We start from the raw sequence: 23,295 nt of genomic DNA on the forward strand, positions 1-23,295 counted from the left end.
GGATCAGGGCCGCCGATCGAGGCCGAGCGCGCCGACGCACATGCGATCGAGGGTGTCCAGGACCGCCTGCTCGTCCGCGTCCTCGCCCTGGATCAGCCACAGGTAGAGGGTGTGATCGACCATCGCGGCCATCGCGCGGGCGGCCAGTTCCGGATCGAGATCGGCGCGCACCAGTCCGTCGGACTGCCAGCGGGCGATCGCGCGCGCCGTGCGATCGATGAGCAGGTGGCGATGGCGCTGACGCAGCAGGCGGAACTCGTCGTTGATCGTGGCGACCTGTTCGATGATCGCCATCATCGGCGCGTTGCGTCGATAGGCCCGGTAGTAGGCGCGATTCGACGCGATCAGCTTCTCGGCGGGGGAAAGGTCGGCCGCTGTCTGCTCGCGGCGATGCATATCCTCGAACAACCGCGTGCTCAGCTCACCGAAGACGTCGTCCTTCGATTCGAAGTACCGGTAGAAGGTTCCGTAGGACACGCCCGCCTCCTGGGCGATCTGCTCCACCCTGGCGTCGAGGAAGCCGACGGTTTCGAAGACCCGCCGGGCCGCGTCGAGCACGGCGTCGCGCGTCTTGCGGCCGCGTGGGGTCAGCGTGTCCACCGGGGCCGGTGCGCTATTGACAGCCGACTTCGCCACGGCTCAGCTTGAGATTTAAGGTTGTGGCCCCGGCGTAGCCGGGGCCACACGGGTTTTGCCGACCTCTGGATGTGGCGCGATGTGCCGGTTCTTGCTGCCTTTCGGGCGGCCGGGGCCGGGGCGTGAGGGTTTCGGCGCGCTGGCCGGATTGGGGGTTTTCCGGCGGAGGTGGCGAAACCCGCGACGGACGCGGGCGGGGGTGAGCCGGTGCGGGTCGGTGACGGGTTTCTCCCAGGGGCGGCGCAGGTCGGTGGTGAGGCCGCGTGCGAGCCGCAGCTGGGTGTGGGCGGTGAGGATCAGCCAGGTCCAGCGGTCGCCCTGGGCGGCGGTACGGACCCGGGGCCGGGTCCAGCCGAGGGTTTGTTTCAGGAACCGGAAGGTGTGCTCGATGTCGAAGCGGCGCAGGAACGCCTGCCAGTAGCGGTCCACGTCCGCTGCGGCGCTTTCGGCACGGGATGTCCACAGCCACACCGGTTTCGGGTTTCGGTCGCCGGGTAGCCGATCCACGGTCAACCGGATCAGGGCGCCCTCGATGATCGGTGGCGGACCGTCGAGGTCGGCCCAGGGGCCGCGGTGGGTGAGCCGGGGATGCAACCGGTGCCAGGCAGTGGTGCGGGCGGTGCCGTAGCGAAGGGTGTCGGTGCTGGTCGTGACCGCGGGCTCGGGATGGGTCGCCGGGTCGGCGAGGGTGAACACCGGGCCGTGGCGCGGCGGGCGGCCCGTGCGGGCCCGCGCGGCGGCGGGGAAGCAGAACACCCGATCCGACCGCACCCTACCTACCAGCTCAACCGGCAGATCCGCCAACAGCCACGCCAAGCGGCAGATATCGTAGCCGGCGTCGAACACGATCACGATGTCGCGATCCCCGGGCCGATGATGCCCGGCCGCGCGCAGCCGGGCAACCACGTCGCGGACCTGGGCGGCGGTCACCGCGGTGAGGTCCTCGTCACGGCCGATACGCTGCGCGTCCAGCAGCGCGCACCAGCTCGACGCCCCGGACTCGAGCGCGGCGACGAACGAGTACGGCCAGCCCGGGATCAGCTGCGCGTTGCCCTTGCCGCGCCCATAGGTATGACAGAAACAACGGTCGGCACTGGTCATAGCGTCGGGCCGCAGCCACGGTGACACATCCACCGCCAGCCTGATCCGGCCGCCGCGCTCACACGGGACCGGCAATCCGGTCACCGCCCGCCGCAGCCTGGTGACATCGAGCCGGCCCGCCGCCAGCGCGTCGTACATACCGCCATGACCACGGCGATGCTCGGCCACCAGAGACAACCCGACCAGCGTGGTCACCGGCCCGTCCGCGCACAACACCGCCTCACACAGCTCGAACAACGCATCCGCTCGCGCGCTCGCACACCGGTACAACTCCTGCCGAAACGCCGACAACTCCCCGGCCGCACCCTCGCGACCAGGATCGTGCACACTGTTCATCGAAGCCCTTGGTTCATGAGATTCGTTCTGTAGCAAGATGAATCATCAACCAAGGGCTTCACCCATGATCAACCGGGGCGACCTACCCCAGCTCAGAGGTTAAATCTCAAGCTTAGAGGGCGTCTGGGATCTCATGTGGCTGGTGTGCTGGCGTGAGCCAGTCGTCGGGTGAGGGTGTGGATGGCAGCGATGTAGACCATGGCTTCGTGGTGGTCGGGGCGGGTTTCGTAGTCGCGGACGCATCGGCGGTGTTTGACGAGCCAGCCGAATGTGCGTTCGACTACCCAGCGGCGTGGCAGGACTTCGAACCCGGTGGCGGTGTCGCTGCGTTTGACGATCTGAATAGTTTGGGCGAGAACAGATTTCGTCCAGATGACCAGTCGCCCGGCGTAGCCGCCGTCGGCGAATACGTGCGTGATGGTGGCGAAGCGGGCCGCGACAGCGGCCAGCAGCCGGTGCGCGGCGTCGCGGTCCTGGATCGAGGCGGCGGTGACCACGACGGCCAGCAGTAGCCCGCTGGTATCGGTGGCGATGTGGCGTTTGCGGCCTTTGATCTTCTTGCCCGCGTCGTATCCGGCCGTACCCGCTGCGACGGTGTCGGCGCCGCGCACGGTCTGCGAGTCGATCACCGCCGCGGTCGGCTGCGGCGCCCGACCGGCGGCGACTCGGGCACGATCACGCAGTGCATCGTGGATACGTTGCCATGCACCGGCTTTCGTCCATCGCCGGTAGATGTCGTACACGGTTTTCGCAGGTGGGAAATCGTGCGGCAGCTGCGCCCACGCGATCCCGCCGCGCGACAGGTAGAAGATCGCGTCGCACACCAGCCGCCGCGACCACTTTTCGTGTCGGCCGCCCTTACCGGCGGTGTTGCCTGGTGGCGGAAGCAGCGGCTCCAGGATCGCCCACTGCGGGTCGGTCAGCGACGAAGACGGATAGAACGGGCACTTCGGCGACTCGCCGTGGGCTGGGCACGACAAGCACAAGCAGGTAAGCGACACTGGCACAGGGACTCTCGGTGTGACGTCTTGGTGTGGAAACCTCAGTCGTACCGGGAGTCCCTCTACATATCCGGCGTCACACGCCAGCCGGTGACCGAGATCTCAGACGCGCTCTCAGACTTTCCACCAAGTTGACATGACTGTCAAGTCATCCACTGTCGAGTCGTCTGCCGTCGACCGTTCCCGCGATCGCGCCGTCGAATCGGTGGCATGCGGCAGCGGCGCTCACCGGAAGGACTCCCGTGAATTCGACCGATCCGAGATACGAACTACAGGGCATCGACCACCTCGCCCTCGTGTGCTCCGACATGCGCCGCACGATCGAGTTCTACACCGGCACATTGGGTATGCCGCTGATCAAGACCATCGAACTGCCGGGGGATCTCGGACAGCATTTCTTCTTCGACTGCGGCAACGGCAACGCCCTGGCCTTCTTCTGGCTCGCCGACGCCCCCGACGCCGTCCCGGGAATCTCGGCACCGAGGGGGCTGCCCGACGCGGGCGAACTCGTGAGCGCGGTGGGGTCGATGAATCACGTGGCCTTCACCGTGCCGCCCGAACGTTTCGACGAATACCACCGGCGGATGCGCGCCGAGGGGATCGAGGTCAGCCGCGTGCTCAACCACGACGACAGCCGGTACGGGGTGTCGCGCGAGGTCCATCCCGGGACCTTCGTCCGGTCGTTCTACTTCCGCGATCCCGACGGGATCCTGCTCGAATTCGCCTGTTGGACGCGAACCTTCACGGACGATGATGTCTCGCACGCGCCGAGGACCGCCGCCGACCGCAACCCGTCCCACACCGAAAAGGAACAGCGCCATGCCCCGACTGCGTGAAGTGCCCCGCGCCGAAGTCACCGACGAGCGGATCCGGTACTTCTACGACCGGCTTTTCGGCCCCGACAGGGATCCCGCCGTCGACCACGGCACCGTCCACGCCACGCCCGGCGACTGGTGGACGGTCTTCGCGCAGTCGCCGGAGGTCTTCCGCCACGCCGTGCGCGGCTTCTCCGTATATCGCGACGCCACACTCGATTCCACGTTGCGCGAGCTAGGACAGTGCCGGGCCGGTTACGCCCGCGGCAGCCAGTTCGTCTTCTCCCAGCACTGCAAGCAGATGCGATCGCTCGGTGTGCCGGAGGAGACCATCGCGGCGATTCCGCACTGGCAGGTCGCCGATTGCTTCTCCCCGCTCGAACGGGCCGTGCTCGCCTACACCGACGCCCTCGTCTACGACGGCGGTCGGGTCGCCGACGCGGTCTTCGACGTACTGAAAGCCCATCTGACCGACCGGGAGATCCTCGAACTCACCTACATCACCACCCTCTACGACATGCACGCCACCATCTGCCGGGCCCTGCGCCTGGAATACGACGACCGGCCCGAACCGGTCGAGGAAGTCCGATTGCCCGAAGGTGTGTCGGCACGCGATCTTTCGGAGGATCTGTCAGGGAATTGAGCGCCCACCGACGCGGGGCCGCCGGGTCGCGTCGTGAGACGGCCCCGAACCGGAGGGGGTGGTGGATGGTTCGGGGCCGTCAGATAATTGATCGCGGGCGTCGTCGCCGGGGTTAACAGCGGTGCGTGAATCACCTTCGCGCGCTGCGCTGTCCACCGCCCGGCGGACGGTTCAGTGTTCGGCGGCGTGGGTGGCGCCGATCCAGTGCAGGAGCTGGTGGATCGTCTCGTCGGCGAGGCGGTAGCGCACGATCCGTCCGGTCTTCGACGCGGTGACCCAGCCCTGATAGCGCAGCAGACGCAGCGCGTGCGAAGCCGCGGTCGCCGACATGCCCACCGCGGCGGCGAGGTCGGTGACGCTCTGGTCCGGGGTGTGGTGCAGGCAGACCAGCAGCCGGAGCCGGTTCGCGTCGGAGAGCAGTTCGAAGCGCCGCGCCCAGTGCTCGATACCGGCCGCGTCCAGGCCCGGCACTTCCGTGCGGGCGTCCTCGGGGTCCAGCTGGGGGCTCGGTGCCACGGTCCTGATCTGCCGTTCTCTCCTCGATGACCGGTCGACGCAATGTTCACATATCGGTTCACTTGAACATATATTGCGAGTATCGTCTGTGGGGGTGAACGACACCACCCTGGCGATGCATATGAGCGACGGCATCGTCGACGCACCGACCTCGCTGATCTTCGCGCTCGTCGCGCTCGCGGGGCTCGGCTACGCGGTGTGGCGGGCGCGCGCCGAACTGGACGAACGCGCGGCGCCGATGGCGGGTCTGGTCGCCGCGTTCATCTTCGCGGTGCAGATGGTGAACTTCCCGATCCTGCCCGGCGTGAGCGGTCACCTGCTCGGCGGCGCGCTCGCCGCGATCCTGGTCGGGCCCTACGTCGGGGCGTTGTGCGTGGCGATCGTGCTGATCGTGCAGGCACTGCTGTTCGCCGACGGCGGTCTGACGGCGCTGGGGACGAACATCACGAATATGGCCCTCATCGGCGTGACCGTGGGCTACTTCGTCGCCCGCCGACTGCTGCCGGTCCTGGCCAAACGCGGCGGCGTCGGCGTGGTCGCGTTCGTCGCGGCGTTCCTCGGAACGATCTGTGCCGCCATGGGTTTCGTGGTCGAATACGCGATCGGCGGCGCGGCGGGATCCACCGTCGGCACCGTCGCCTGGTACATGTTCGCCACCCACGCGCTGATCGGCATCGGGGAGGGGATCATCACGGCGATCACGGTGGTCGCCGTCGTCAACGCCCGCCCCGACCTCGTCTACCTGCTCCGCGCCACCGAGCGCGCGCGGCGATCCCCGCGTCGCGTCGCGCTGTCGACGAACGGATTCCTGTTCGGTTTCGCCGCGGTCGCCCTGCTCGTGGCGGGAGTGTTGTCCTACGCGGCGAGTTCGCACCCCGACGGTTTGGACGCGACCACGCAACGCGGGTGCACGGTGGTCGACGTCGACGGAGCCGAGGAGTTGCGCGGCGAATGCATCGCGCAGAACACCCGGGATCACGCGCTGGCGCATTCGCCGCTGGCCGACTACACCATCGACGGTGACGACCGGCTCACCGGCATCGCGGGCGTGCTCGGTGTGGCCGCGGCCTTCGCCGCGCTGTTCGCTGTGGTGCGCGTCATCAGGGTGGGCACGAACAGTCGACGGGCCACGAGCGTCTCGCCCGGATCGAATCTGCCCGAACCGGAGTCGACCTAGGTGAGCACCGTCAGCCACCGGCTGTACCTGCCCGGCAGCTCGCCGGTGCACCGCGTTCCGGCCGAAGTGAAGATCGTGTGCGCCGTCGTCGCGGTCTTCGCCGTGGTCGCCACACCGCGCGAGCTGTTCTGGCCGTTCGCGGTGTACGCGGCCGGATTGTTCGCGCTGTGGTGGTCGGCGGGAATTTCGCTCCGCTGGATCGCCCCGCGGCTGCTGATCGAACTGCCGTTCGTCGTGCTCGCGGTACTGCTTCCGTTCGCGGCGGGGGAGCCGAGAACCACCTTCCTCGGAATGTCGCTGTCGACCACCGGTCTCTACGCCGCCTGGGGAATCATCGCGAAAGGCACTGTCGGAGTGGCGATATCACTGACCTTGGCGGCCACCACGAATATCAGGGAACTGCCGGGCGGGCTCAGCCGACTGCACGTGCCCGCCATGGTCGTCACGATCGCGGTGCTCATGCTGCGATACGTGGACGTGATCGCCGACGAGGCCGCCCGCATGCGCCTGGCCAGGATCTCGCGCGGTGACGACCCGCGCACGATCCGCCAGATAGGCGCGACCGCACGCGGTGTCGGAAGCCTGTTCCTGCGCTCCTACGAACGCGGCGAGCGCGTCCATCTGGCGATGCTGTCGCGCGGATTCATCGGCGTCATCACCGAATTCGGCACCGAACCCGCTACCGGGAGACAGTGGTCGCTCGGCATCACGCCCGCCGTCGCCGCGATCTGTGTCTGCGCCTGCGCATGGGTGCTGCGGTGACCGAGCCCGCGGCCGTGCGCCTGATCGGCCTGACCTACGCCTACCCCGACGGCACCGGCGCATTGCACGGGGTCGATCTCGATATCGGTGCGGGAGAACGCGTCGCGGTGCTCGGACCCAACGGTGCGGGCAAATCCACGCTGATGCTGCATCTCAACGGCGTGCTCACCGCGGCATCGGGCGAGGTGCACATCGGCGCGGTCCGCCTCGATCGGTCGACCGTGCGGGTCATCAGGCAGCGTGTCGGAGTCGTCTTCCAGGATCCCGACGATCAACTGTTCATGCCCACCGTCGAACAGGACGTCGCCTTCGGTCCCGCCAACTTCGGCCTGCGCGGCGAAAATCTCTCCGAGAGTGTGCGTTTCGCGCTCGACGCGGTCGGGATGTCGGACCGTGCCGACCGTTCACCGGCCCGGCTCTCGCTCGGCGAACGCCGCCGTGCCGCACTCGCCACCGTCCTGGCATGCCGCCCCGAAGTACTCGTCCTCGACGAACCGGCGGCCAACTTGGACCCGGTGGCCCGCCGCGAACTCGCCGACATCCTGCTCGCCCTCCCGACCACCCTGGTCCTGGTCACCCACGACCTGCCGTACGCGCAGCGCGTCTGCGATCGCGCGGTCGTTCTCGACGCCGGCCGCATCGTCGCCGACGGACCCATCGACAAGATCCTCGGCGACGAGGAGTTGTTGGCCGCACATCGGCTGAGTTGAGATCGGGCGGTCGTTCTGGATGCGGTTCACGTCGTGGCCGACGCGCCCGTTGGCAAGATTCTCGGTGACGAGGAGTTGTCGGCCGCGCATCGCTCGAGTTGATCGCGACCCGACGGGCCCGGCGCGCTGCGCTATGTCATCGCCCCGATCAGGAAGACCATGGCCGCGCCTGCTCGAGGATTCGATCGACGGTTTCCGCGACGGACAGATCGGTCGTATCCAGCCACAGACCCAGCCGCGGCGTCCCCTCCCGCAACGCGCTGTCCAGCGCTTCGACGGTGAAGGTCCCGTAGGCGGATTTGTCCCGCGCGGCTTCACGCGCCGCGACGGCGGGGGCTCGCGGCGCGAGCACGACGACGTAGAGCGGCCGCGTACGGATCAATCCGATGGTGAACGGCAGGAACTCACCGAGCAGGACATCCTGCACGACCGCCGTGAACCCGGCATCGGCGTAGCCGTCCGCAGTACGCGCCGCCAACCGGTGCCGCAACCGCAACTGCTCGACAGCTTCGGCGCTCGGTTCCCCCGACATCTCCGCCCGTCCACCGACCACGAAACGCCGAAAGACATCCCCCCGCACATGCGCCGACCGCGGCAGCCGCTCCGCCAGCGCCTGCGCGACGGTCGATTTCCCTGCGGCCTGTATGCCGGTGATCAGATAGACGGCTGCGGACATCCACCGATCCTCTCGCGCCCGGGGCGCGACGGGCTACCCATTTTTCGGAGGCGGTCGGAGCGCGCGGCCGCGCAACGTGGGTACGGTGTCGGGATGAGTTCCGACACAGGGGGATCAGTGATCGAGCGCCGCTCGCTCAGCGGCTGGAGTCGCACCGCGCCGAGCGTCGCGGACGTGCTGCGCACCGAGGATCTCCAGACCATCGCCGACGCGGTACGGCGGGCGGGCGCCCGGGGTGTGATCGCACGCGGGCTCGGACGCAGCTACGGTGACCCCGCCCAGAACGGCGGCGGTCTCGTCATCGATATGACCGCGCTCGATCGCATCCACTCGGTGGATGCCGACAGCGGAATCGTCGACGTCGACGCGGGAGTCAGTCTCGACGCCCTGATGCGCGCGGTTCTGCCGAGTGGTCTGTGGGTACCGGTACTGCCGGGCACGCGCCAGGTTACCGTCGGTGGAGCCATCGCTTCCGATATCCACGGCAAGAACCATCATTCGCACGGCAGTTTCGGCAATCACGTGGTGTCGATGGAATTGCTGACCGCCGACGGCTCTGTGCGCACCCTCACGCCGGACGGCGCGGATCGCGCGTTGTTCTGGGCGACGGTGGGCGGAATGGGTCTCACCGGCATCGTGGTGCGCGCGCGAGTCCGCATGAAACATACCGAAACCGCGTACTTCATCGCCGACAACGATCGCACCTCGAATCTCGACGAGACCATGGAATTGCTGACCGGCGGTTCCGACGACGGCTACGACTACAGCATGTCGGTCCCGGACACCATCAGCACCGGCCCGCATCTCGGTCGCGCCGGATTCACCCGTGGCTCACTGGCGACTCTCGACCAATTGCCCGTCGAACTGCGCCGCGATCCGCTGAAATTCGATGCGCCACAACTGTTCACCGTGCCCGACATCTTCCCGAACGGCATGGTCAACAATGTCACCATCCGGCTCGCAGCCGAGGCCGCGCACCGGATCTATCCGGCGAAGGCGCGCGGCCGGATCCAGAACCTGACGCAGTTCTATCACCCCCTCGATCTGCTGGGGGAGTGGAACCGCGCGTACGGCCGCCGGGGCTTCCTGCAATACCAGTTCTCGATGCCGTTCGATGCGCAGGCCCAACTCGCCGACGCGGTGCGCGCCATCGCCCATTCCGGGCACCGATCCTTCCTCAATGTCTTCAAGCGGATGGGTCCGGGCAATCCCGCGCCCCTGTCGTGGCCGCATCCGGGTTTCATGCTCAGCCTGGATTTCCCGATGAAACCGGGGCTCGGGCGGTTCTGCTCCGAATTGGATCAGCGGGTGCTCGACGCCGGCGGCAGGCTGTATTTCGCCAAGGATTCCCGCACGGACCCGGAGACGATCAAAGCCATGTACCCGCGATTGGACGAATGGCGCGCGGTGCGTGACGCGGTCGACCCGGAGCGGGTATTCGCCTCGGATCTCTCGCGGCGGTTGCGGTTGGTGGAGGATCGGTCGGTGGTGTTCGCCTGAGGGGCTGAACGGGGTAGGTGCGGCCTGCGTGGACAATCCCGGCGGGAACTCGCGGGAACCTGTCGTCGGGGACGGTGAATGTCCGCTCAGGCCGGGGCACGTCACGCGATGAACCCGTCCGTTGCCGAACCCCACCTCTCCCTGGGGCCGCGGTCACACCCCGCGTACCGTGGCGAGGTGATATTGCTCGCCATCGGCCTGGTCATGTTCGGTGTGTTCGCGGCGCGGTTCCATACCGATCGGCGTCGGCTCGGCAATGGCGTGTTCCTGCTACTCGGTGCCCTCTTCGCGGGGGTGTCGCTGGTCACCGCGGCGGGTGACGGAATGCTGCGGTTGCTGGCGGTGGTGGTGATCGTTCTTTCGCCGGTGGCGGTGTTGACGCTGGCGGGGCTGCTGGTCGGGAACGGCGTGCAGATGGTGGCCCGCGAGGGGTTGCGTCTCCCGAATGTGTTGTCGCTCGGTGCGGGGCTCGTGCTCTTGGTTCCCTATGTTCTCTTCGTGACAGCCGTTGTCGCCGAGAGTATTTGGATCGCGGTCGGTGCTGCGTCGGTCACCCTGGTGATCGGCTATTTCGGCCTGTCGCTGATCGCCTTCCTGGCCTACGCCTTCCTCTATGGACGGCTCGGCTACCAGCCGGGGATGGACGCCATCGTCGTGCACGGCGCGGGTCTGGACGGCGGCCGGGTTCCGCCGCTGCTCGCGTCGCGGCTGGATCGCGCGCTCGCTGTCTTCCGCGCCGAATTCGATTCGGGCAGAAGCCCTGTCGTGGTGACCAGCGGTGGGAAGGGGCCGGACGAAGCGGTTTCCGAGGCCCTCGCCATGTCGACATACCTGGTCGACAACGGTCTGCCCGCGGAGGTGGTCGTGCACGAGGACCGGTCGACCAATACCAACGAGAACCTGCTGTTCACCAAGGAGTTGCTGGACCTTCGAGGTGGGAGCACGCGAATGGTGTTGGTCACCAGCAATTTCCACATCCTGCGCACCGCGATCCTGGCCCGCAGGCTCGAACTGGACGCGGAAGTGGTCGGCGCGCGCACCGCGTACTACTACCTGCCCAGCGCCGTCCTACGCGAATTCGTCGGGCTGATCGTCGAATACAAGTGGATGAATACGACCGCGTGCCTGGCCCTGCTGGCGCTACCGCCCCTCGTGGTCCTGACGGTCGGAGTTCCCTGGGTGTCGGCTCACTGACTCTTGTGCGGCACGCCGACGGTGAGACCGCCGTCGATGACGAATTCCGAACCCGTGGAATACGAGGATTCGTCGGATGCCAGGAAGGTGACCAGGGCCGACACCTCGGACGGATCGGCCGCCCGAGCCAAGGGGATCTGGAGGAAGTCCGGCGGAATCCCCTCGGTCATGGGGGTGCTGATGAATCCGGGATGCACCGAGTTGACGCGAATCCCGTACTGGGCCAATTCGAGTGCCGCGGATTTCGTGAGTCCGCGCACCGCGAATTTGGTAGCCGTGTAGCCGTGCAGTCCTGGGCTGCCGCGCATGCCTTCGATCGAGGAGATGTTGACGATCGAACCGCCGCGCGCCTCGATCATGCCCGGCGCCACCGCCTGCATACCGAGAAACGTGCCGGTCAGGTTGATATCGAGGATGCGCTGCCACTCGGCGAGTTCGAAATCGACCAGCAGATTGCCGTTGACGATGCCCGCGTTGTTCACCAGCACATTCGGCGCGCCGAAACGGCGGGTGGTTTCGGCGACGGCATCGAGCCACTGCTGTTTGTCACGCACATCGAGGTGGACGTAGGCGGCGTTGTCGCCGAGTTTCTCGGCCAGCGCGGCGCCCTCGTCATCGAGGATATCGCCCAGCACCACGCGGGCGTCGTGACCGATCATCGCCTCGGCGTGCGCCGCGCCCATGCCGCGGGCCGCACCGCTGATCAATGCCACTTTGCCGGTCAATCGCCCCATTGCGAACCTCCGTCGGTCTGTCTCGTACGCACTTCTGGAACACGTTACAGATATGCCGCGTACAGAGGGGCATCCGTGCCATTCGCCGGGCGTAGGACGGCGGTGGCGGACAGGACGGCGTGCGCCTACGACGATTCGGCTGCCGCGACGAGCAATTCGTCGATCACGTCGGGTACCGCGTCGGCGAGCGCGCCGATATCGGGCACCAGTTCCCGGCATCCGATGAAACCGAAATCGAGATTCCCGTTGTTGGACAGCACGGTGACGGTGAGCCCCGCGCCGTGGAAGACCGGGCCGAACGGATACATGCCCTCCACCTTCAGTCCGAGGAAGTACAGGGGCATAGGCGGTCCCGGCACATTCGAGACGACCAGGTTGTGCACGACCGGATGGAATTCGGCCAGTCGCAGCGCGGAATACATCCGTGCCGCCAGTTGGAAGGTGTTGGGCGGCGCGTATTCCGACCAGTCCTGGAGGAAATCCGCGCCGATCGTCTCGTGTTCGCTCTTGGCGTGCCGATTCGCCGCCGACACCGCGCGCAGCCGTTCGGCGTGATCGTCGATTTCGGTGCCGAGTTCGGCGAACAGCGAGGACACCTTGTTGATGCCCTCGGAATGCCGGGACTTGTCGTGGACCGACACCGGGACCGAGGCGATGAGTGAGCGATCGGGCAACTCGTCGTGCTTGTCCAGGTAGGTGCGCAGGATGCCGCCGATCACCGTCATCACGACATCGTTGACCGTCACCCCGAACGCCTTCTTGATCCGTTTGACGGCATCGAGATCCGATTCGACGAACGCCACGGCGCGGTCCGGGCCGATGGCCTTGTTGAAGGGTGTGCGGGGCGCGGTCAACGGCAGGGCCATGCCCTGCTCGTTGTTGTGCCGCCGCCGAGCGAAACCGGCGAGCATGCCGAGGGTTTTCGGCACCATGCCGACGACTCCCGCCCGGCCGGGAAAGCGGACGACGGCGTCGGTCAGCAGTTTCCAGGTCGCGGGCTGCGGTTCGGCCTCCCATTTCTCGGTCGGCACGGCCCGATCGGCGTTCGGTTCCGTATCGCACAGTTGCATCAGCATGTCGGCACCGGTGATGCCGTCGACGGTGGCGTGGTGATATTTGCAGAGCACCGCGATCCTGCAGTTCTCGAGCCCTTCGATGACGTGCATCTCCCACAGGGGACGTTCGCGATCCAACGGTGTGCTCGCGATCTCGCCGACCGTGTCGGCCAATTCGTCCTTGCCGCCGGGAGCCGCGATCTGCCACCGGTGGAGATGATCGTCGAGTTCGAATTCGGGGTCCTCCACCCACACCGGATGGTCCAGGTTGAGCGGGACCTCACGCATGCGGCGGCGCATCTGCGGGATCAGGGGGAGTCTTCGGTCCAGGTGTTCGCGGAATGCGTCGAAGGAGTACGCGGCGCCGTCCGTGGCCGGATCGAGTAGCAGCAGTGCGCAGATGTGCAGGTGCTGGGTTTCGGTCTCGAGGTAGAGGAAGCTGGCATCCAATCCGGCTAACGTTTCATAGCGGAATCCTACTAGAACGTGTTCTAGTTCTTGGTCGAACGGCTGCGTGATCCGATCACAGTGGACGGGCCCCATTTCTCGCTGTGTGATTACCCTCTCGCAACGACCCCAATCCGTATGAGTTGCGATATCGCGTCGCGACAACATGTGTGTTACTCACGGTTCTATATATGCGTATGATCGTTGATACAGTCACGCGGCGAGACGCAGTGTCGCGATCGTGGCCGCCGGTGCGGTCGCCGCGTGGATGGGTGAGATCGAGGAGTACCGATGAAGCTACTTCGCTGGGGTGAGCAGCGGCCGGAGACCGATCCCGGTGAGGTCGCCCTGCACGCGCGCAACGTCCGGTTCGACTGGTCGGATACCCCGCTGCACTGGATGCCGTCCGAACCGATCGCCTCGCACCTGATCAACGCGCTGAACCTGCTGTTGCCCGAAGGCGAGCGCATGTTCTGCGCCGCCTATTCCGAGGCGCTGCCGTACGTGAAGGACGACAAACTCCGCGAGGCGATGCTCGGTTTCATCGGCCAGGAATCCATGCACGCCGAAACGCACGACCGGGTGCTGCGCGAGGTGTTCGCAGCCAACGGCGTCGATCCACTGCCGTATGTGCGTCAAGCCGAATACCTCTTCCGCAAGACCCTGGGTTCGAGCGACGTCGACGGCGCGGTGGGGGACCAGCAACTCGTGGAGCGGCTCGCGATCATCGCCTGCCTCGAGCATTTCTTCGCCTACCTCGGTGACTGGGTGCTCAATGCCGATCTGGAGAAATTCGACGCCGACCCACAGGTGGCCGATCTGTTCCGCTGGCACGGGGCGGAAGAGGTCGAACATCGGCACGTCGCGCACGACGTCGCGGTGTATTTCGGCGCGGGCTACCTGCGGCGCGCGGCGGTCATGAGTCTGGTCTTCCCCGTCTTCCTGACCCTGGTCGTGCGCGGTACCAAATTCATGGTCCACCAGGACCCCGCGCTACCCGATCTCGGCTACCCCCGCCTGCTCACCCGCGTCTTCGGCGCCATGTGGCGGGGCGCGTTGCCCGGCATGCCTTCACTGCTGCGCAGCGCGCTGTCGACCTTCGAACCCGGCTACAACCCGGAATCGGTGGGTTCGACCGCCCAGGCCGTCGCCTACCTGGCGACATCACCCGCCGCGCGGGCCTCGTGAGCCCGCGGCCCGTCCCCGAACAACTGCCGACCGATCTGTTCGGCAGACGCGAGCGTGACCGCGCGGTCCGCGTGCTCGACGCCGTCGCGACGGCGCGGCTGAAATGGACGACGATCGTCAACCGCCGTGAGGTCGGAACCCCCGAACGCGACCGCAGGCAGGCCCTCGTGGTGACCGATCGGAGGATCGAGGCCCGCGACCAGGACGTCGTCAGCCTGCGGCTGGAAGCTCCCGATCGCGGGGAACTGCCGCGCTGGCGACCCGGCGCGCACCTCGATCTGGAACTGCCGTCCGGACGGCTCCGCCAGTACTCGCTGTGCGGCGACCCGGCCGACCGGCACGGCTACCGGATCGCCGTGCGCCGCATCCCCGAGGGCGGCGGCGGTTCGGTCGAAGTCCACGACGACTTGATCCCAGGCACACCCCTCGTGGTGCGCGGCCCGCGCAACGCCTTCCCCTTCGCGGTCCCCGGATACGGATCACCCTCCACCCGAGTGCATTTCGTCGCCGGTGGCATCGGCATCACCCCGATCCTGCCGATGGCGCGCCTGGCTCGGCGACTCGGCCTCGACTGGTCCATGGTGTACACCGGCCGCAGCCGCGACACCATTCCGTTCCTGGACGAAATCGCCGGATTCGGCACAAGGGTGACCATCAGGACCGACGACGAGCACGGACTACCCGACGCGGCGGCCCTACTACCCGGCGTCGACGCCACGACCGCCGTCTACTGCTGCGGGCCGACCCCGATGACCACCGCCGTCGCCGCCGCACTGCGCGACCGGCGTGTCGAACTGCATTCCGAGCGGTTCTCGCCGCCGCCGATCGTCGACGGGCAACCCTTCGAGATCGAAATCGCCTCCACCGGTGAGGTATTCGAAGTCGCCGCAGACCGCTCCGCGCTCGACGCGATACTGGAGCGTCGCCCGGATCGGCCGTACTCGTGCCGCCAGGGCTTCTGCCGCACCTGCACGGTGCGCATACTGGCGGGTGAACCGGAACATCGCGAATCCGTACTCACCGCGGCCGAGCACGCCGCGGGTGACATGCTCGTCTGCGTGTCGCGCGCCGAGGGTGGGCGTTTGGTGCTCGACCTGTGACGACATCGGTGCACACCAGGGAAATCAGGAGATGACGGCAATGACGACAACCGATATCGACGGAGCGGTCACCGAACGGGTCGTGCGCAACGACGGATTCGAGATCGCCGCCTACGAGTACGGTGACCCGGCCGCGGAAACCGTCGTCCTGGTGCACGGATGGCCCGATACCCACCACCTCTGGGACGCGGTGGTGCCGCTGCTGGCCGAGCGATTCCACGTGGTCACCTACGACTCCAGGGGACACGGGCGATCCACCCGTACCGACCGCGCCGCCGACTACCGTCTCGAGGCGCTCGCCTCCGATTTCTTCGCCGTCGCCGACGCGGTCAGCCCGGATCGACCGGTGCACGTCCTCGCCCACGACTGGGGCTCGATCCAGGTATGGGAAGCCGTCTGCGAACCCGGCGCCGACGCGCGGGTCGCCTCGTTCACCTCGGTATCCGGTCCGAACCTCGATCATCTCGGAAAGTGGGTGCGTGCCAAGCTCTCTCGGCCGACCCCGCGCAACCTGTGGCAGCCGTTCACCCAACTGCTGTCCTCGGGTTACACCGTCTTCTCCATGACACCGGGACTCGACCGGATCTTCCGCGTGGTCGCGCAGGAGAATCGCTGGCAGCGGATCGTGTCGATCATGAACGACACCCCGGCCGCGAACATCTCCCTCGGTCCGACCTTCCGGCGCGACGCGATCGAGGGCCTGCTCATCTATCGGGCCAACATCCTGCCGCGCATGCTCGCCCCGCGTGAGCGCAGGACCGAGGTGCCGGTCCAGTTGATCGTCGCCGGTCGTGACGTCGCGATCCGGCCCGCGGGCTACGACGACGCGCACAAGTGGGTGTCACGGCTGTGGCGTCGCGATGTGCCCGCCGGACACTGGATGCCGTTCTCCCACCCGGAACTGCTCGCGACCGCGACCACCGAACTGATCGACGCGATCCGCGACGGCGTCACGCCCAGGGGTCTCCGCCGCGCCGAAACCGACAGCGACAAAGGACGTTTCGAAGATCAACTGGTCGTCATCACCGGAGCGGGCAGCGGAATCGGTCGTGAGACCGCGCGAGCCTTCGCCCGCCGCGGCGCCGAGATCGTGCTCTCCGATATCAACCTGGACGCCGCGAAGGAAACCGCGGAACTGATCGTCGCCGACGGCGGGGCGGCGCACGCCTACCAGCTCGACGTCGCCGACGAGGAACAGGTCCGGTCGCACGCGAGCGAGGTCGGCACGGTGCACGGCGTGCCCGACATCCTGATCAACAACGCGGGCATCGGCCAAGCGGGCGGATTCTTCGACACACCGTCCGCCGAATTCGACCGGGTCATGCGGATCAACCTCGGCGGCGTGGTGAACGGCTGCCGGGCCTTCGGCGCCGCGATGGCGGCCAGAGGTCTCGGCGGACATATCGTCAATGTGTCCAGCATGGCCGCCTACAGCCCGCAACAGGGCTTCAGCGCGTATTCGACCAGCAAGTCGGCGGTATTCATGTTCTCGGACTGCCTGCGCACGGAACTGGCCGGGCGCGGGATATCGGTGCACACCGTCTGCCCCGGAGTCGTACATACCAATATCGTCTCGACCACCACGTTCTCCGGCGTCAGCGCCGAAGAGGAGAAGCGCAGACAAGCCCGCTACGACGATCTCTACCGCAGACGGCGCTACACACCGGACAAGGTCGCCGAACAGATCGTGCGCGCCGTCGAACGCGACCGCAGCATCGTCCCGATCACCCCCGAGGCCCGGCTGCAACTCCAGATCAGCCGCTTGGCGCCCGCCGCTTTCCGGTTCGTCGCCGCGCGGGTGAAACTCACCTAGTCGACGGCGGCCGGCCGCCCGAGTTCCGCCTCGATCGCGGCCACCCGTCGCGCGTCGATTCCCCATGGGTGATCGACGCCGACCCGGCGGTCCAGATCCCACAGCACGCAGTCCTCGCCCGGTTTCGCGACCAGCGACCAGGCCACCACCGTGCGGCCGAGCTGTTCGGTCATCGAGCCGTTGGACCCGCCCGAGGTCGCGCCGGAGACGACGAAATCGTCGCCGTCGGGGAAATGGTGCAGGAACCGCCCGTAGGCGGCCGTGCAGAAGGCCCCGTACCGCTGCGTGCACAGGATCAGCCCGTGCCACGCCTCGTCCACCGCGTGCGACGGCATACCGACCACCTGGCCGTCGCGCATCGCCGCGCCGCAGCAGCGCAACCATTGACGCAATCCGGTCTCGACCAGCTCCCGAGGCTGCCACGGGCAGGTCTTGAAGACCGCTTCGGGGAGTTCGAGTGCCGCCACAGCCCGATCGACCTCGCCCAGATCGATCCGGCGCCGCTCTCTGGTTCGAAAAAGCACCACGACTCACTGTACGGCGGCGCGGGCGCGCCGCAGCGGGATCGGCCACACGGACGTCGAGAGCGAACGCGGTTACCATTCCGGCATGGTGCTGGTTCTCGTCATCCTGGTGATCGCGCTGCTGCTGGTCGGCGGCATCATCGCCTTCGTCGTCTACATGATCAACCAGGCGACCGGGCAGTTCCGCGACGGCGCGGCGCGTTTCGGAGCCGGGCACGGTCCCTGGTCGGCGAGCGGTTCGGGTGCCGAATTCGATTCCGGCTCCGGAACATTCTGGGGCGGCTCGGGTGACAACTGGACCGGCGGCCACCACGGTGGGCATCACGACGGCCACCACCACGGATGCGGTGGCGGCGGCAGCGCGAGCAGTTGCGGCGGGGGAAGCGGCAGTAGCTGTAGCGGCGGCAGCAGCAGTTCGTGTGGTGGCGGCAGCAGTAGTAGCTGCGGTGGCGGCAGTAGCAGTAGTTGCGGTGGCGGATCCTGATCCGACCCCACATTTCGCGCCGAGCGAAATCCGCCCGTAGCGTTTGACCTCGAGTCCGCTTCAGGTTCCATGCTGGTTGTTGTCAGCGACAAGGAATCGTAGGAGGCAGACCATGCGGGCAGTCCACGTGACGCAATTCGGCGGACCGGAAGTACTCGAGGTGCGCGAGGTGCCGGAACCGGTCGCCGAGGCCGGAGAGGTGATCGTGGCCGTCGCCGCGGCCGACGTGATGTTCCTCGACGCCCGGTTGCGAAGTGGTTGGGGCACGGACTATTTCGCTGTCGAACCGCCGTACGTCCCCGGCGGAGCGGTCGCAGGCGTCGTCACCGAGGTCGGGCCCGACGTCGACCCGTCGTGGATCGGCAAACGCGTCGCCACCGCGACGGCCGCCAGCGGAATCGGCGGTGGACTGCCGATCGGCGGCTACGCCGAACGCGCGGCGGCCAAAGCGCGAACCCTGATCGAAATCCCCGACCCACTCACCTTCGCCCAAGCCGTCGCGTTGACCCACGACGGCAAGACCGCTCTGGCGATATTCGACCGGGCCGCACCGCGACCGGGCGAATGGGTACTCATCACCGCGGCAGGCGGCGGTCTCGGCACGCTGCTCATCCAATTCGCCCGTGCCGCAGGCACACACGTCGTCGCGGCCGCCAGAGGTTCGGCCAAACTCGAACTGGCCGAACGTCTCGGCGCCGACGTCGTCGTCGACTACTCCGAGCCCGACTGGGTCGACAAGGCGCGTGCCGCCACCGGCGGTTCCGAGGTGAACATCGTGCTCGACGGCGCGGGCGGCGCACTCGGCGCGAATGCCACCGACGCACTCGCCGACGGCGGCCGCTTCATCGGATACGGTTCAGCCGCAGGAAATTTCGCAGACCTGGACCGAGAAGCTCTGGCCGCCCGCCGAATCGTCGCACTCGGCCTGTTCGATATCACCGGCGACGACACCGACTGGCACGCCCTCGCCGAACGCGCACAGTCCGCCGTCGCCGCCGGGGAAATCGAAGTGGTCATCGGCCAGACCTTCCCCCTCGACCGCGCGACCGACGCGCACAGCGCCATCGACGATCGAACCGCCTTGGGACGCACCCTGCTGACAAACTGAGCATCCCCGATTTGTGACCTGTCATCGAGATTCCCTGCGGCAATTCGGCGACCGTTAATGTGCGTCGGTGCACACACTGATCGTATTCGCCGTGATCATCGCCGTACTCATCCTGGTCTTCGCCGTCGTCCGCTACGCGAGCAAGCCCCCGAACGACGTAAACCATTGGGAGCGACCAAATCCCGCCGACAGCGCGGACTACGGCTACGACCACCCCCGCGGCGTCGGCCGCTGAAAATCGTTCAGCGAGCCGGCGTCAGCACCACCACCGCGATCGGTCGCTTCGTCTGCTTCTGATACTCCGTGTACCGCCCCTGATTGACCTCGTCCACGATCCGCCACCGTCGCTCGTAATTCGGATCATCGGGATACGTCGCCCGCGCCGTCACCGTGATCCTGTTCGTCCCGACCTGAATCTCGCACAGCGGCTCCGCCTTCGCGTTCGCCAACCACCCCGGCGGCCGCGGCGACCCACCGTTCGACGCCGTCACCAGATAATCGTCCCCGTCCCGCCCGTACGTCAGCGCCGACGTACGGTCGACCCCCGTCTTACGCCCCACCGTCCGCAACAACAACGTCGGATTACCGAACAACACCCGATGCCCCACCATCCCACGGCTGTGCTCGTACACCCACTGATGCGCCTTCAACACATTCACGAACACGCCACCCATGACCCCGGCCCTCCAGATTCGTCGAGGATACCGGGCCACCCTATCCACTCCCCGGTATCCGAGTGGTGCACGCCCCGCCGGAGCCGGTAGCATCCCCACCGCCGCGATAGCATCGCGGAACAGGGGCGGTAGCTCAGTCGGTTAGAGCCGTGGACTCATAATCCATTGGTCGCGGGTTCGAGCCCCGCCCGCCCCACAAACACCCGCTGACCAGCGGGTTTTTGTATATCTACAGCCGAGTTGGTCCAGAACAGCGCTTCTTCACCAATGTATTTTGCGAGTAGAATCGCACGCATGGGGATGGATCTGGACGACATACGTGAGCTGGCGGAGGACTTCGCCACCGAGCTACGTCGGAAGAACCGCAGCAAGCTGACGATCGACGGGTACCTCACGCGGATCGGATACTTTGCCGACTTCCTCCAAGCCAACGACTTGCCGACCACGGCACCGGACATCACCCGCGCCCACCTCGGTGGGTACATCGAGGACTTGCTTACGCGCCCGAACCGACGTAGCGGCCAACCGCTGTCGCCGGAGTACGCCCGCGGGCAGTATCGGTCACTGCAACAGTTCTTCAAATACCTTGCCGTCGAAGAGATCATCGACACGAACCCGTTCGACAAGATGAGTCCGCCCGCGGTCCCTGACAAGCAGGTGCCGGTACCGGGCATGGATGCGGTCAAGGCGCTGCTCGCCGAGTGCGACGGGACCGACTTCGCAGACCGGCGTGACAACGCGATCATCAGACTGTTCGCCGACACCGGAATGCGTTGTGGCGAACTGGCTCCGCTCGGAGTGGATTCGCTGGACTTCAACGAGAACACCGTCTTGGTGATAGGCAAGGGCAATCGGCCGCGGACGTGCCCGTTCGGCGACAAGACCCGAACGGCGCTGCGCCGATATCTCCGGGTCAGGGCCAAACACCCCGGAGCGAAGAAGGACAACCCAGCACTGTGGCTCGGCAACCGCGGTGCAATGACCGACTCCGGTATCCGTCAGATGCTCGAGCGGCGATGCGACGCGGCCGGGATCGAGCGATTGCATCCCCACCAGCTGCGGCACTTCTTCGCCCACACCTGGCTCGACAGCGGTGGCCAGGAGCAAGACCTCATGATGCTCGCGGGATGGCGATCACGTCAGATGCTTGCCCGGTACGGGGCGGCCGTCGCCGATAGCCGTGCGAAATCAGCACACCGCCGCGCACGGCTCGGTGACAAACTCTGATCCCGTCGCCCGATAAGTAGCGGTAGTGAGCCGACGAGCGGGTCGATACCGTGTAGAGCATGACCGCCGACCTCGTTGTTTGGGCAGAGCAAGTCGCCCGGACTTGCCTGCGCGATCTCCCACGCCGACTCCGGCACGTTGAGGGCGTGGCGCGACGCGCGATGATGGTTGCTGACGCGATGGACGATCCGGAGTTGCTCGTCGCCGCAGCCTGGTTGCACGACATCGGATACGGCGCCGAGTTGGCAACGACGGGGTTTCATCCGGTCGACGGCGCCGAGTTCCTGCATGGGCAGGGGGTATCTCGGAGGCTGTGTGCCCTGGTCGCGAATCACTCGTGTGCGTGTGTCGAAGCCCGTCGCCGAGGTATTCCGTTGCGCTGGGAGGACGAGTTGACGCCCCTGCGGGATGCCCTGTGGTGGGCGGACATGACCACGACCCCGACGGGCGAGCCAACGAATGTCCAGGCCAGGATTGCGGAGGTTCTCGACCGCTACGGCCCTGAACACGTTGTTGCCGCATCCGTCGCGGAGTCGGCACCGCAGTTGATCGCTGCCGCCGAACGTACCGAGGTCACAGCACGGGCCGCTGGCGTCGACTTCAGGTGAAATACGGTGACGCATTCTCCAGGCCGCGCGTGATTCGCAACTTGATCGAGGGATGGACATTGAGCGATTCGACCGCCGCGGGCTCGATCCACAGGACCTCCTTGGACTCCTCGCTGGTGCGTAGTGATCCGCCGATGGGTCGTGCGCGGAAACAGATCGAGAACTCCTGCCGTACTTCGCCATCGTCGTATGCGATGACATGCTCAGGGTTTGAGAAGACCCCAACGAGGTCGGTGACCTGGACGTTGATCCCGGTCTCCTCGAGCACCTCTCGGGCCACCGCTTCGCTGACTGTTTCGCCAGCCTCGAGCCCTCCGCCAGGGATGGCGTAGAGATCGTTGTCTGTTCGCCGGATCATCAAGATGCGTCCCGAATCGTCCAACACCACGGCGCTGACCGCCACCTTGATGGCGTTCGGCTGCGGTGCTTTCGGGTCATGGAAGTAGTCGGTTCGTCCCATTGCCGTCGTCCTCCGTCGCGGTTGCCCAGACGTACTCGAAACTACTCATATACGTGTCGAAGAGGTCGCCAGCGGGCAGCTGGCGGATATGCATGGCCGGGGCGTGCGCGCCTGGCAGGCCGTACGCATGCATGTTGACGATCATTTCGTCATCGAACCGGAAGATCGAGTTGTACAGCGTCGTGTCGTGATAGCGAAGTTCCACGCCCTCTATATCGCCGAGGTGCCCGACCAATGCCAGCGCGTTGTTGATCCGGGCGCCGACCGTTCCTGATGCCAGCCGCTCCTCGGCGCTGCGCTTGTCGGCCTCCGGTGCGGTCGGCCGGCCGAACATCATCCGCACCTTCAATCCGTCGCGGGTGCGCTTCCGGACCGCTTTCGTGAACTCGGGCTCCTCGGCGAGGAACAGCCCCGCGAGCACAAGGATGTCGAGCCGTTCCGTCGCGGATGCCAGCAACCGCCGCCATAGATCCGACGGGATGTCATTCCGGTGCGGATACACCGTGATTACTTCGGACTCGCTGACTTCGGCCCTTCGCTCGGGGGACACTGCGTCCGGCCAGAGGTAGTTCTCGGTCTCGCGCACGAGTGCCGCGAGGGTGTGGCGATGTCGCGGATACGGAACTCGTCCCTTGGTTATCCACCGCTCGACTGTCTTCGGTTCCACGCCAGTGCGTTCGGCGACGTCGGAGATGTCGAGACCGTTGCGCAGCAGTGCCTCACGAAGTCGCTCGTTCGCCATCATTCCTCCAAGGGACTTCTAGGGACGTCTTAACTTTACGCTGGACGTCCTCAGAGATCCAGCT

26 protein-coding genes, 1 tRNA gene and 1 pseudogene are annotated in these 23,295 nt (G+C 66.6%); 17 read left to right on the top strand and 11 right to left on the bottom strand.

Annotation, left to right across the window (positions count from 1 at the left end):
* Nucleotides 1–3: 3 nt before the first annotated feature.
* The 3 genes from OG225_RS02485 to OG225_RS02495 form a co-directional block, all read right to left on the bottom strand.
* Nucleotides 4–636, bottom strand: a complete 633-nt coding sequence (locus OG225_RS02485; RefSeq protein ID WP_216912481.1) for a TetR/AcrR family transcriptional regulator — start codon at nucleotides 634–636, stop codon at nucleotides 4–6.
* Between the two features lie 15 nt (nucleotides 637–651).
* Entirely contained in the window at nucleotides 652–2,073 is a 1,422-nt protein-coding gene (locus OG225_RS02490) for an NF041680 family putative transposase (protein ID WP_331758060.1), read from the bottom strand.
* Between the two features lie 131 nt (nucleotides 2,074–2,204).
* Complete coding sequence (locus OG225_RS02495) at nucleotides 2,205–3,053, bottom strand: IS5 family transposase (protein ID WP_331758169.1); 849 nt, start codon at nucleotides 3,051–3,053, stop codon at nucleotides 2,205–2,207.
* A 263-nt stretch (nucleotides 3,054–3,316) separates the two neighbouring features.
* On the opposite strand from OG225_RS02495, the gene OG225_RS02500 reads away from it, so the two are divergent.
* Nucleotides 3,317–3,910, top strand: coding sequence for a VOC family protein (locus tag OG225_RS02500; protein WP_405180227.1), 594 nt, complete (start codon nucleotides 3,317–3,319; stop codon nucleotides 3,908–3,910).
* Nucleotides 3,894–4,532: a carboxymuconolactone decarboxylase family protein gene (locus OG225_RS02505; RefSeq protein ID WP_405180228.1), complete on the top strand. Its 639-nt coding sequence runs from the start codon at nucleotides 3,894–3,896 to the stop codon at nucleotides 4,530–4,532. Before OG225_RS02500 ends, OG225_RS02505 begins: the two co-directional genes overlap by 17 nt.
* 171 nt (nucleotides 4,533–4,703) lie before the next feature.
* Here OG225_RS02505 and OG225_RS02510 read toward each other — a convergent pair whose 3' ends face one another.
* On the bottom strand, nucleotides 4,704–5,048 hold the full coding sequence (locus tag OG225_RS02510) for an ArsR/SmtB family transcription factor (protein ID WP_405180229.1): 345 nt from the start codon (nucleotides 5,046–5,048) through the stop codon (nucleotides 4,704–4,706).
* Nucleotides 5,049–5,163: 115 nt separating this feature from the next.
* Here OG225_RS02510 and OG225_RS02515 point away from each other — a divergent pair.
* The 4 genes and pseudogenes from OG225_RS02515 to OG225_RS02530 form a co-directional block, all read left to right on the top strand.
* Nucleotides 5,164–5,805, top strand: a pseudogene (locus OG225_RS02515) (energy-coupling factor ABC transporter permease); the annotation flags it as partial.
* 51 nt (nucleotides 5,806–5,856) lie between these two features.
* A complete protein-coding gene (locus OG225_RS02520; protein WP_405183170.1) occupies nucleotides 5,857–6,225 on the top strand; it encodes a PDGLE domain-containing protein in 369 nt (122 codons plus the stop codon).
* Nucleotides 6,226–6,987, top strand: coding sequence for a cobalt ECF transporter T component CbiQ (gene cbiQ / locus OG225_RS02525; protein WP_405180230.1), 762 nt, complete (start codon nucleotides 6,226–6,228; stop codon nucleotides 6,985–6,987).
* Nucleotides 6,972–7,697, top strand: coding sequence for an energy-coupling factor ABC transporter ATP-binding protein (locus tag OG225_RS02530; protein WP_405183171.1), 726 nt, complete (start codon nucleotides 6,972–6,974; stop codon nucleotides 7,695–7,697). Before cbiQ ends, OG225_RS02530 begins: the two co-directional genes overlap by 16 nt.
* Nucleotides 7,698–7,845: 148 nt before the next feature.
* Here OG225_RS02530 and OG225_RS02535 read toward each other — a convergent pair whose 3' ends face one another.
* Nucleotides 7,846–8,373, bottom strand: coding sequence for an AAA family ATPase (locus tag OG225_RS02535; protein ID WP_405180231.1), 528 nt, complete (start codon nucleotides 8,371–8,373; stop codon nucleotides 7,846–7,848).
* A 93-nt stretch (nucleotides 8,374–8,466) separates the two neighbouring features.
* Between OG225_RS02535 and OG225_RS02540 the strand changes: the two genes are divergently transcribed.
* On the top strand, nucleotides 8,467–9,873 hold the full coding sequence (locus tag OG225_RS02540) for an FAD-binding protein (RefSeq protein ID WP_405180232.1): 1,407 nt from the start codon (nucleotides 8,467–8,469) through the stop codon (nucleotides 9,871–9,873).
* Nucleotides 9,874–10,050: 177 nt separating this feature from the next.
* A complete protein-coding gene (locus OG225_RS02545) occupies nucleotides 10,051–11,067 on the top strand; it encodes a YdcF family protein (protein ID WP_405180233.1) in 1,017 nt (338 codons plus the stop codon).
* Here the strand turns inward: OG225_RS02545 and OG225_RS02550 are convergent.
* Nucleotides 11,061–11,801, bottom strand: coding sequence for a glucose 1-dehydrogenase (locus OG225_RS02550; protein WP_405180234.1), 741 nt, complete (start codon nucleotides 11,799–11,801; stop codon nucleotides 11,061–11,063). The two genes, OG225_RS02545 and OG225_RS02550, sit on opposite strands and share 7 nt — an antisense overlap.
* A gap of 125 nt (nucleotides 11,802–11,926) precedes the next feature.
* Nucleotides 11,927–13,306: a WS/DGAT/MGAT family O-acyltransferase gene (locus OG225_RS02555; RefSeq protein ID WP_405180235.1), complete on the bottom strand. Its 1,380-nt coding sequence runs from the start codon at nucleotides 13,304–13,306 to the stop codon at nucleotides 11,927–11,929.
* A gap of 288 nt (nucleotides 13,307–13,594) precedes the next feature.
* On the opposite strand from OG225_RS02555, the gene OG225_RS02560 reads away from it, so the two are divergent.
* Genes OG225_RS02560 through OG225_RS02570 form a run of 3 tightly spaced genes read left to right on the top strand, consistent with a single transcriptional unit; the run spans nucleotide 13,595 to nucleotide 17,404 of the window.
* A complete protein-coding gene (locus OG225_RS02560; protein ID WP_405180236.1) occupies nucleotides 13,595–14,491 on the top strand; it encodes a metal-dependent hydrolase in 897 nt (298 codons plus the stop codon).
* Complete coding sequence (locus OG225_RS02565; protein WP_405180237.1) at nucleotides 14,488–15,591, top strand: PDR/VanB family oxidoreductase; 1,104 nt, start codon at nucleotides 14,488–14,490, stop codon at nucleotides 15,589–15,591. The genes OG225_RS02560 and OG225_RS02565 overlap by 4 nt, the downstream gene beginning before the upstream one ends.
* A gap of 31 nt (nucleotides 15,592–15,622) precedes the next feature.
* Entirely contained in the window at nucleotides 15,623–17,404 is a 1,782-nt protein-coding gene (locus OG225_RS02570; protein WP_405180238.1) for an SDR family oxidoreductase, read from the top strand.
* Here OG225_RS02570 and OG225_RS02575 read toward each other — a convergent pair.
* Complete coding sequence (locus OG225_RS02575; RefSeq protein WP_308165380.1) at nucleotides 17,401–17,928, bottom strand: hypothetical protein; 528 nt, start codon at nucleotides 17,926–17,928, stop codon at nucleotides 17,401–17,403. The two genes, OG225_RS02570 and OG225_RS02575, sit on opposite strands and share 4 nt — an antisense overlap.
* An 85-nt stretch (nucleotides 17,929–18,013) precedes the next feature.
* Between OG225_RS02575 and OG225_RS02580 the strand changes: the two genes are divergently transcribed.
* From OG225_RS02580 to OG225_RS02590, 3 genes are all read left to right on the top strand, one after another.
* Nucleotides 18,014–18,412, top strand: coding sequence for a hypothetical protein (locus OG225_RS02580; RefSeq protein WP_405180239.1), 399 nt, complete (start codon nucleotides 18,014–18,016; stop codon nucleotides 18,410–18,412).
* Nucleotides 18,413–18,524: 112 nt separating this feature from the next.
* Nucleotides 18,525–19,520 (top strand): zinc-binding dehydrogenase, encoded by a 996-nt coding sequence (locus OG225_RS02585; RefSeq protein WP_405180240.1) that lies wholly within the window; start codon nucleotides 18,525–18,527, stop codon nucleotides 19,518–19,520.
* A gap of 67 nt (nucleotides 19,521–19,587) precedes the next feature.
* Nucleotides 19,588–19,755: a hypothetical protein gene (locus tag OG225_RS02590; protein WP_216912502.1), complete on the top strand. Its 168-nt coding sequence runs from the start codon at nucleotides 19,588–19,590 to the stop codon at nucleotides 19,753–19,755.
* A gap of 7 nt (nucleotides 19,756–19,762) precedes the next feature.
* Here the strand turns inward: OG225_RS02590 and OG225_RS02595 are convergent, their stop codons facing one another.
* Complete coding sequence (locus OG225_RS02595; RefSeq protein ID WP_405180241.1) at nucleotides 19,763–20,194, bottom strand: nitroreductase/quinone reductase family protein; 432 nt, start codon at nucleotides 20,192–20,194, stop codon at nucleotides 19,763–19,765.
* 122 nt (nucleotides 20,195–20,316) lie between these two features.
* Here OG225_RS02595 and OG225_RS02600 point away from each other — a divergent pair.
* The 3 genes from OG225_RS02600 (at nucleotide 20,317) to OG225_RS02610 (ending at nucleotide 22,029) form a co-directional block, all read left to right on the top strand.
* Nucleotides 20,317–20,390 (top strand) — tRNA-Ile (locus OG225_RS02600).
* Between the two features lie 98 nt (nucleotides 20,391–20,488).
* Entirely contained in the window at nucleotides 20,489–21,421 is a 933-nt protein-coding gene (locus OG225_RS02605) for a tyrosine-type recombinase/integrase (RefSeq protein ID WP_405180242.1), read from the top strand.
* Between the two features lie 59 nt (nucleotides 21,422–21,480).
* Entirely contained in the window at nucleotides 21,481–22,029 is a 549-nt protein-coding gene (locus OG225_RS02610; protein ID WP_405180243.1) for an HD domain-containing protein, read from the top strand.
* On the opposite strand, the gene OG225_RS02615 is transcribed toward OG225_RS02610, so the two are convergent.
* Together OG225_RS02615 and OG225_RS02620 are read right to left on the bottom strand one after the other, a co-directional pair.
* On the bottom strand, nucleotides 22,022–22,489 hold the full coding sequence (locus OG225_RS02615) for an NUDIX hydrolase (RefSeq protein ID WP_405180244.1): 468 nt from the start codon (nucleotides 22,487–22,489) through the stop codon (nucleotides 22,022–22,024). The genes OG225_RS02610 and OG225_RS02615 overlap by 8 nt on opposite strands.
* Entirely contained in the window at nucleotides 22,464–23,075 is a 612-nt protein-coding gene (locus OG225_RS02620; protein ID WP_405180245.1) for an XRE family transcriptional regulator, read from the bottom strand. The genes OG225_RS02615 and OG225_RS02620 overlap by 26 nt, the downstream gene beginning before the upstream one ends.
* Nucleotides 23,076–23,295: the final 220 nt, after the last annotated feature.

The organism is Nocardia sp. NBC_01377 (assembly GCF_045040005.1).
Taxonomy (GTDB): Bacteria; Actinomycetota; Actinomycetes; order Mycobacteriales; family Mycobacteriaceae; genus Nocardia; species Nocardia noduli.

What these genes read in the sequence shown, in the direction of transcription:
- OG225_RS02550 (WP_405180234.1), bottom strand. Translation starts at nt 11,801, where the DNA reads ATGGGGCGATTGACCGGCAAAGTGGCATTGATCAGCGGTGCGGCCCGC.
- OG225_RS02540 (WP_405180232.1), top strand. Translation starts at nt 8,467, where the DNA reads ATGAGTTCCGACACAGGGGGATCAGTGATCGAGCGCCGCTCGCTCAGC.
- OG225_RS02580 (WP_405180239.1), top strand. Translation starts at nt 18,014, where the DNA reads ATGGTGCTGGTTCTCGTCATCCTGGTGATCGCGCTGCTGCTGGTCGGC.
- OG225_RS02610 (WP_405180243.1), top strand. Translation starts at nt 21,481, where the DNA reads ATGACCGCCGACCTCGTTGTTTGGGCAGAGCAAGTCGCCCGGACTTGC.
- OG225_RS02530 (WP_405183171.1), top strand. Translation starts at nt 6,972, where the DNA reads ATGGGTGCTGCGGTGACCGAGCCCGCGGCCGTGCGCCTGATCGGCCTG.
- OG225_RS02585 (WP_405180240.1), top strand. Translation starts at nt 18,525, where the DNA reads ATGCGGGCAGTCCACGTGACGCAATTCGGCGGACCGGAAGTACTCGAG.
- OG225_RS02535 (WP_405180231.1), bottom strand. Translation starts at nt 8,373, where the DNA reads ATGTCCGCAGCCGTCTATCTGATCACCGGCATACAGGCCGCAGGGAAA.
- OG225_RS02490 (WP_331758060.1), bottom strand. Translation starts at nt 2,073, where the DNA reads ATGAACAGTGTGCACGATCCTGGTCGCGAGGGTGCGGCCGGGGAGTTG.
- OG225_RS02505 (WP_405180228.1), top strand. Translation starts at nt 3,894, where the DNA reads ATGCCCCGACTGCGTGAAGTGCCCCGCGCCGAAGTCACCGACGAGCGG.
- OG225_RS02605 (WP_405180242.1), top strand. Translation starts at nt 20,489, where the DNA reads ATGGGGATGGATCTGGACGACATACGTGAGCTGGCGGAGGACTTCGCC.
- OG225_RS02560 (WP_405180236.1), top strand. Translation starts at nt 13,595, where the DNA reads ATGAAGCTACTTCGCTGGGGTGAGCAGCGGCCGGAGACCGATCCCGGT.
- OG225_RS02615 (WP_405180244.1), bottom strand. Translation starts at nt 22,489, where the DNA reads ATGGGACGAACCGACTACTTCCATGACCCGAAAGCACCGCAGCCGAAC.
- OG225_RS02595 (WP_405180241.1), bottom strand. Translation starts at nt 20,194, where the DNA reads ATGGGTGGCGTGTTCGTGAATGTGTTGAAGGCGCATCAGTGGGTGTAC.
- OG225_RS02570 (WP_405180238.1), top strand. Translation starts at nt 15,623, where the DNA reads ATGACGGCAATGACGACAACCGATATCGACGGAGCGGTCACCGAACGG.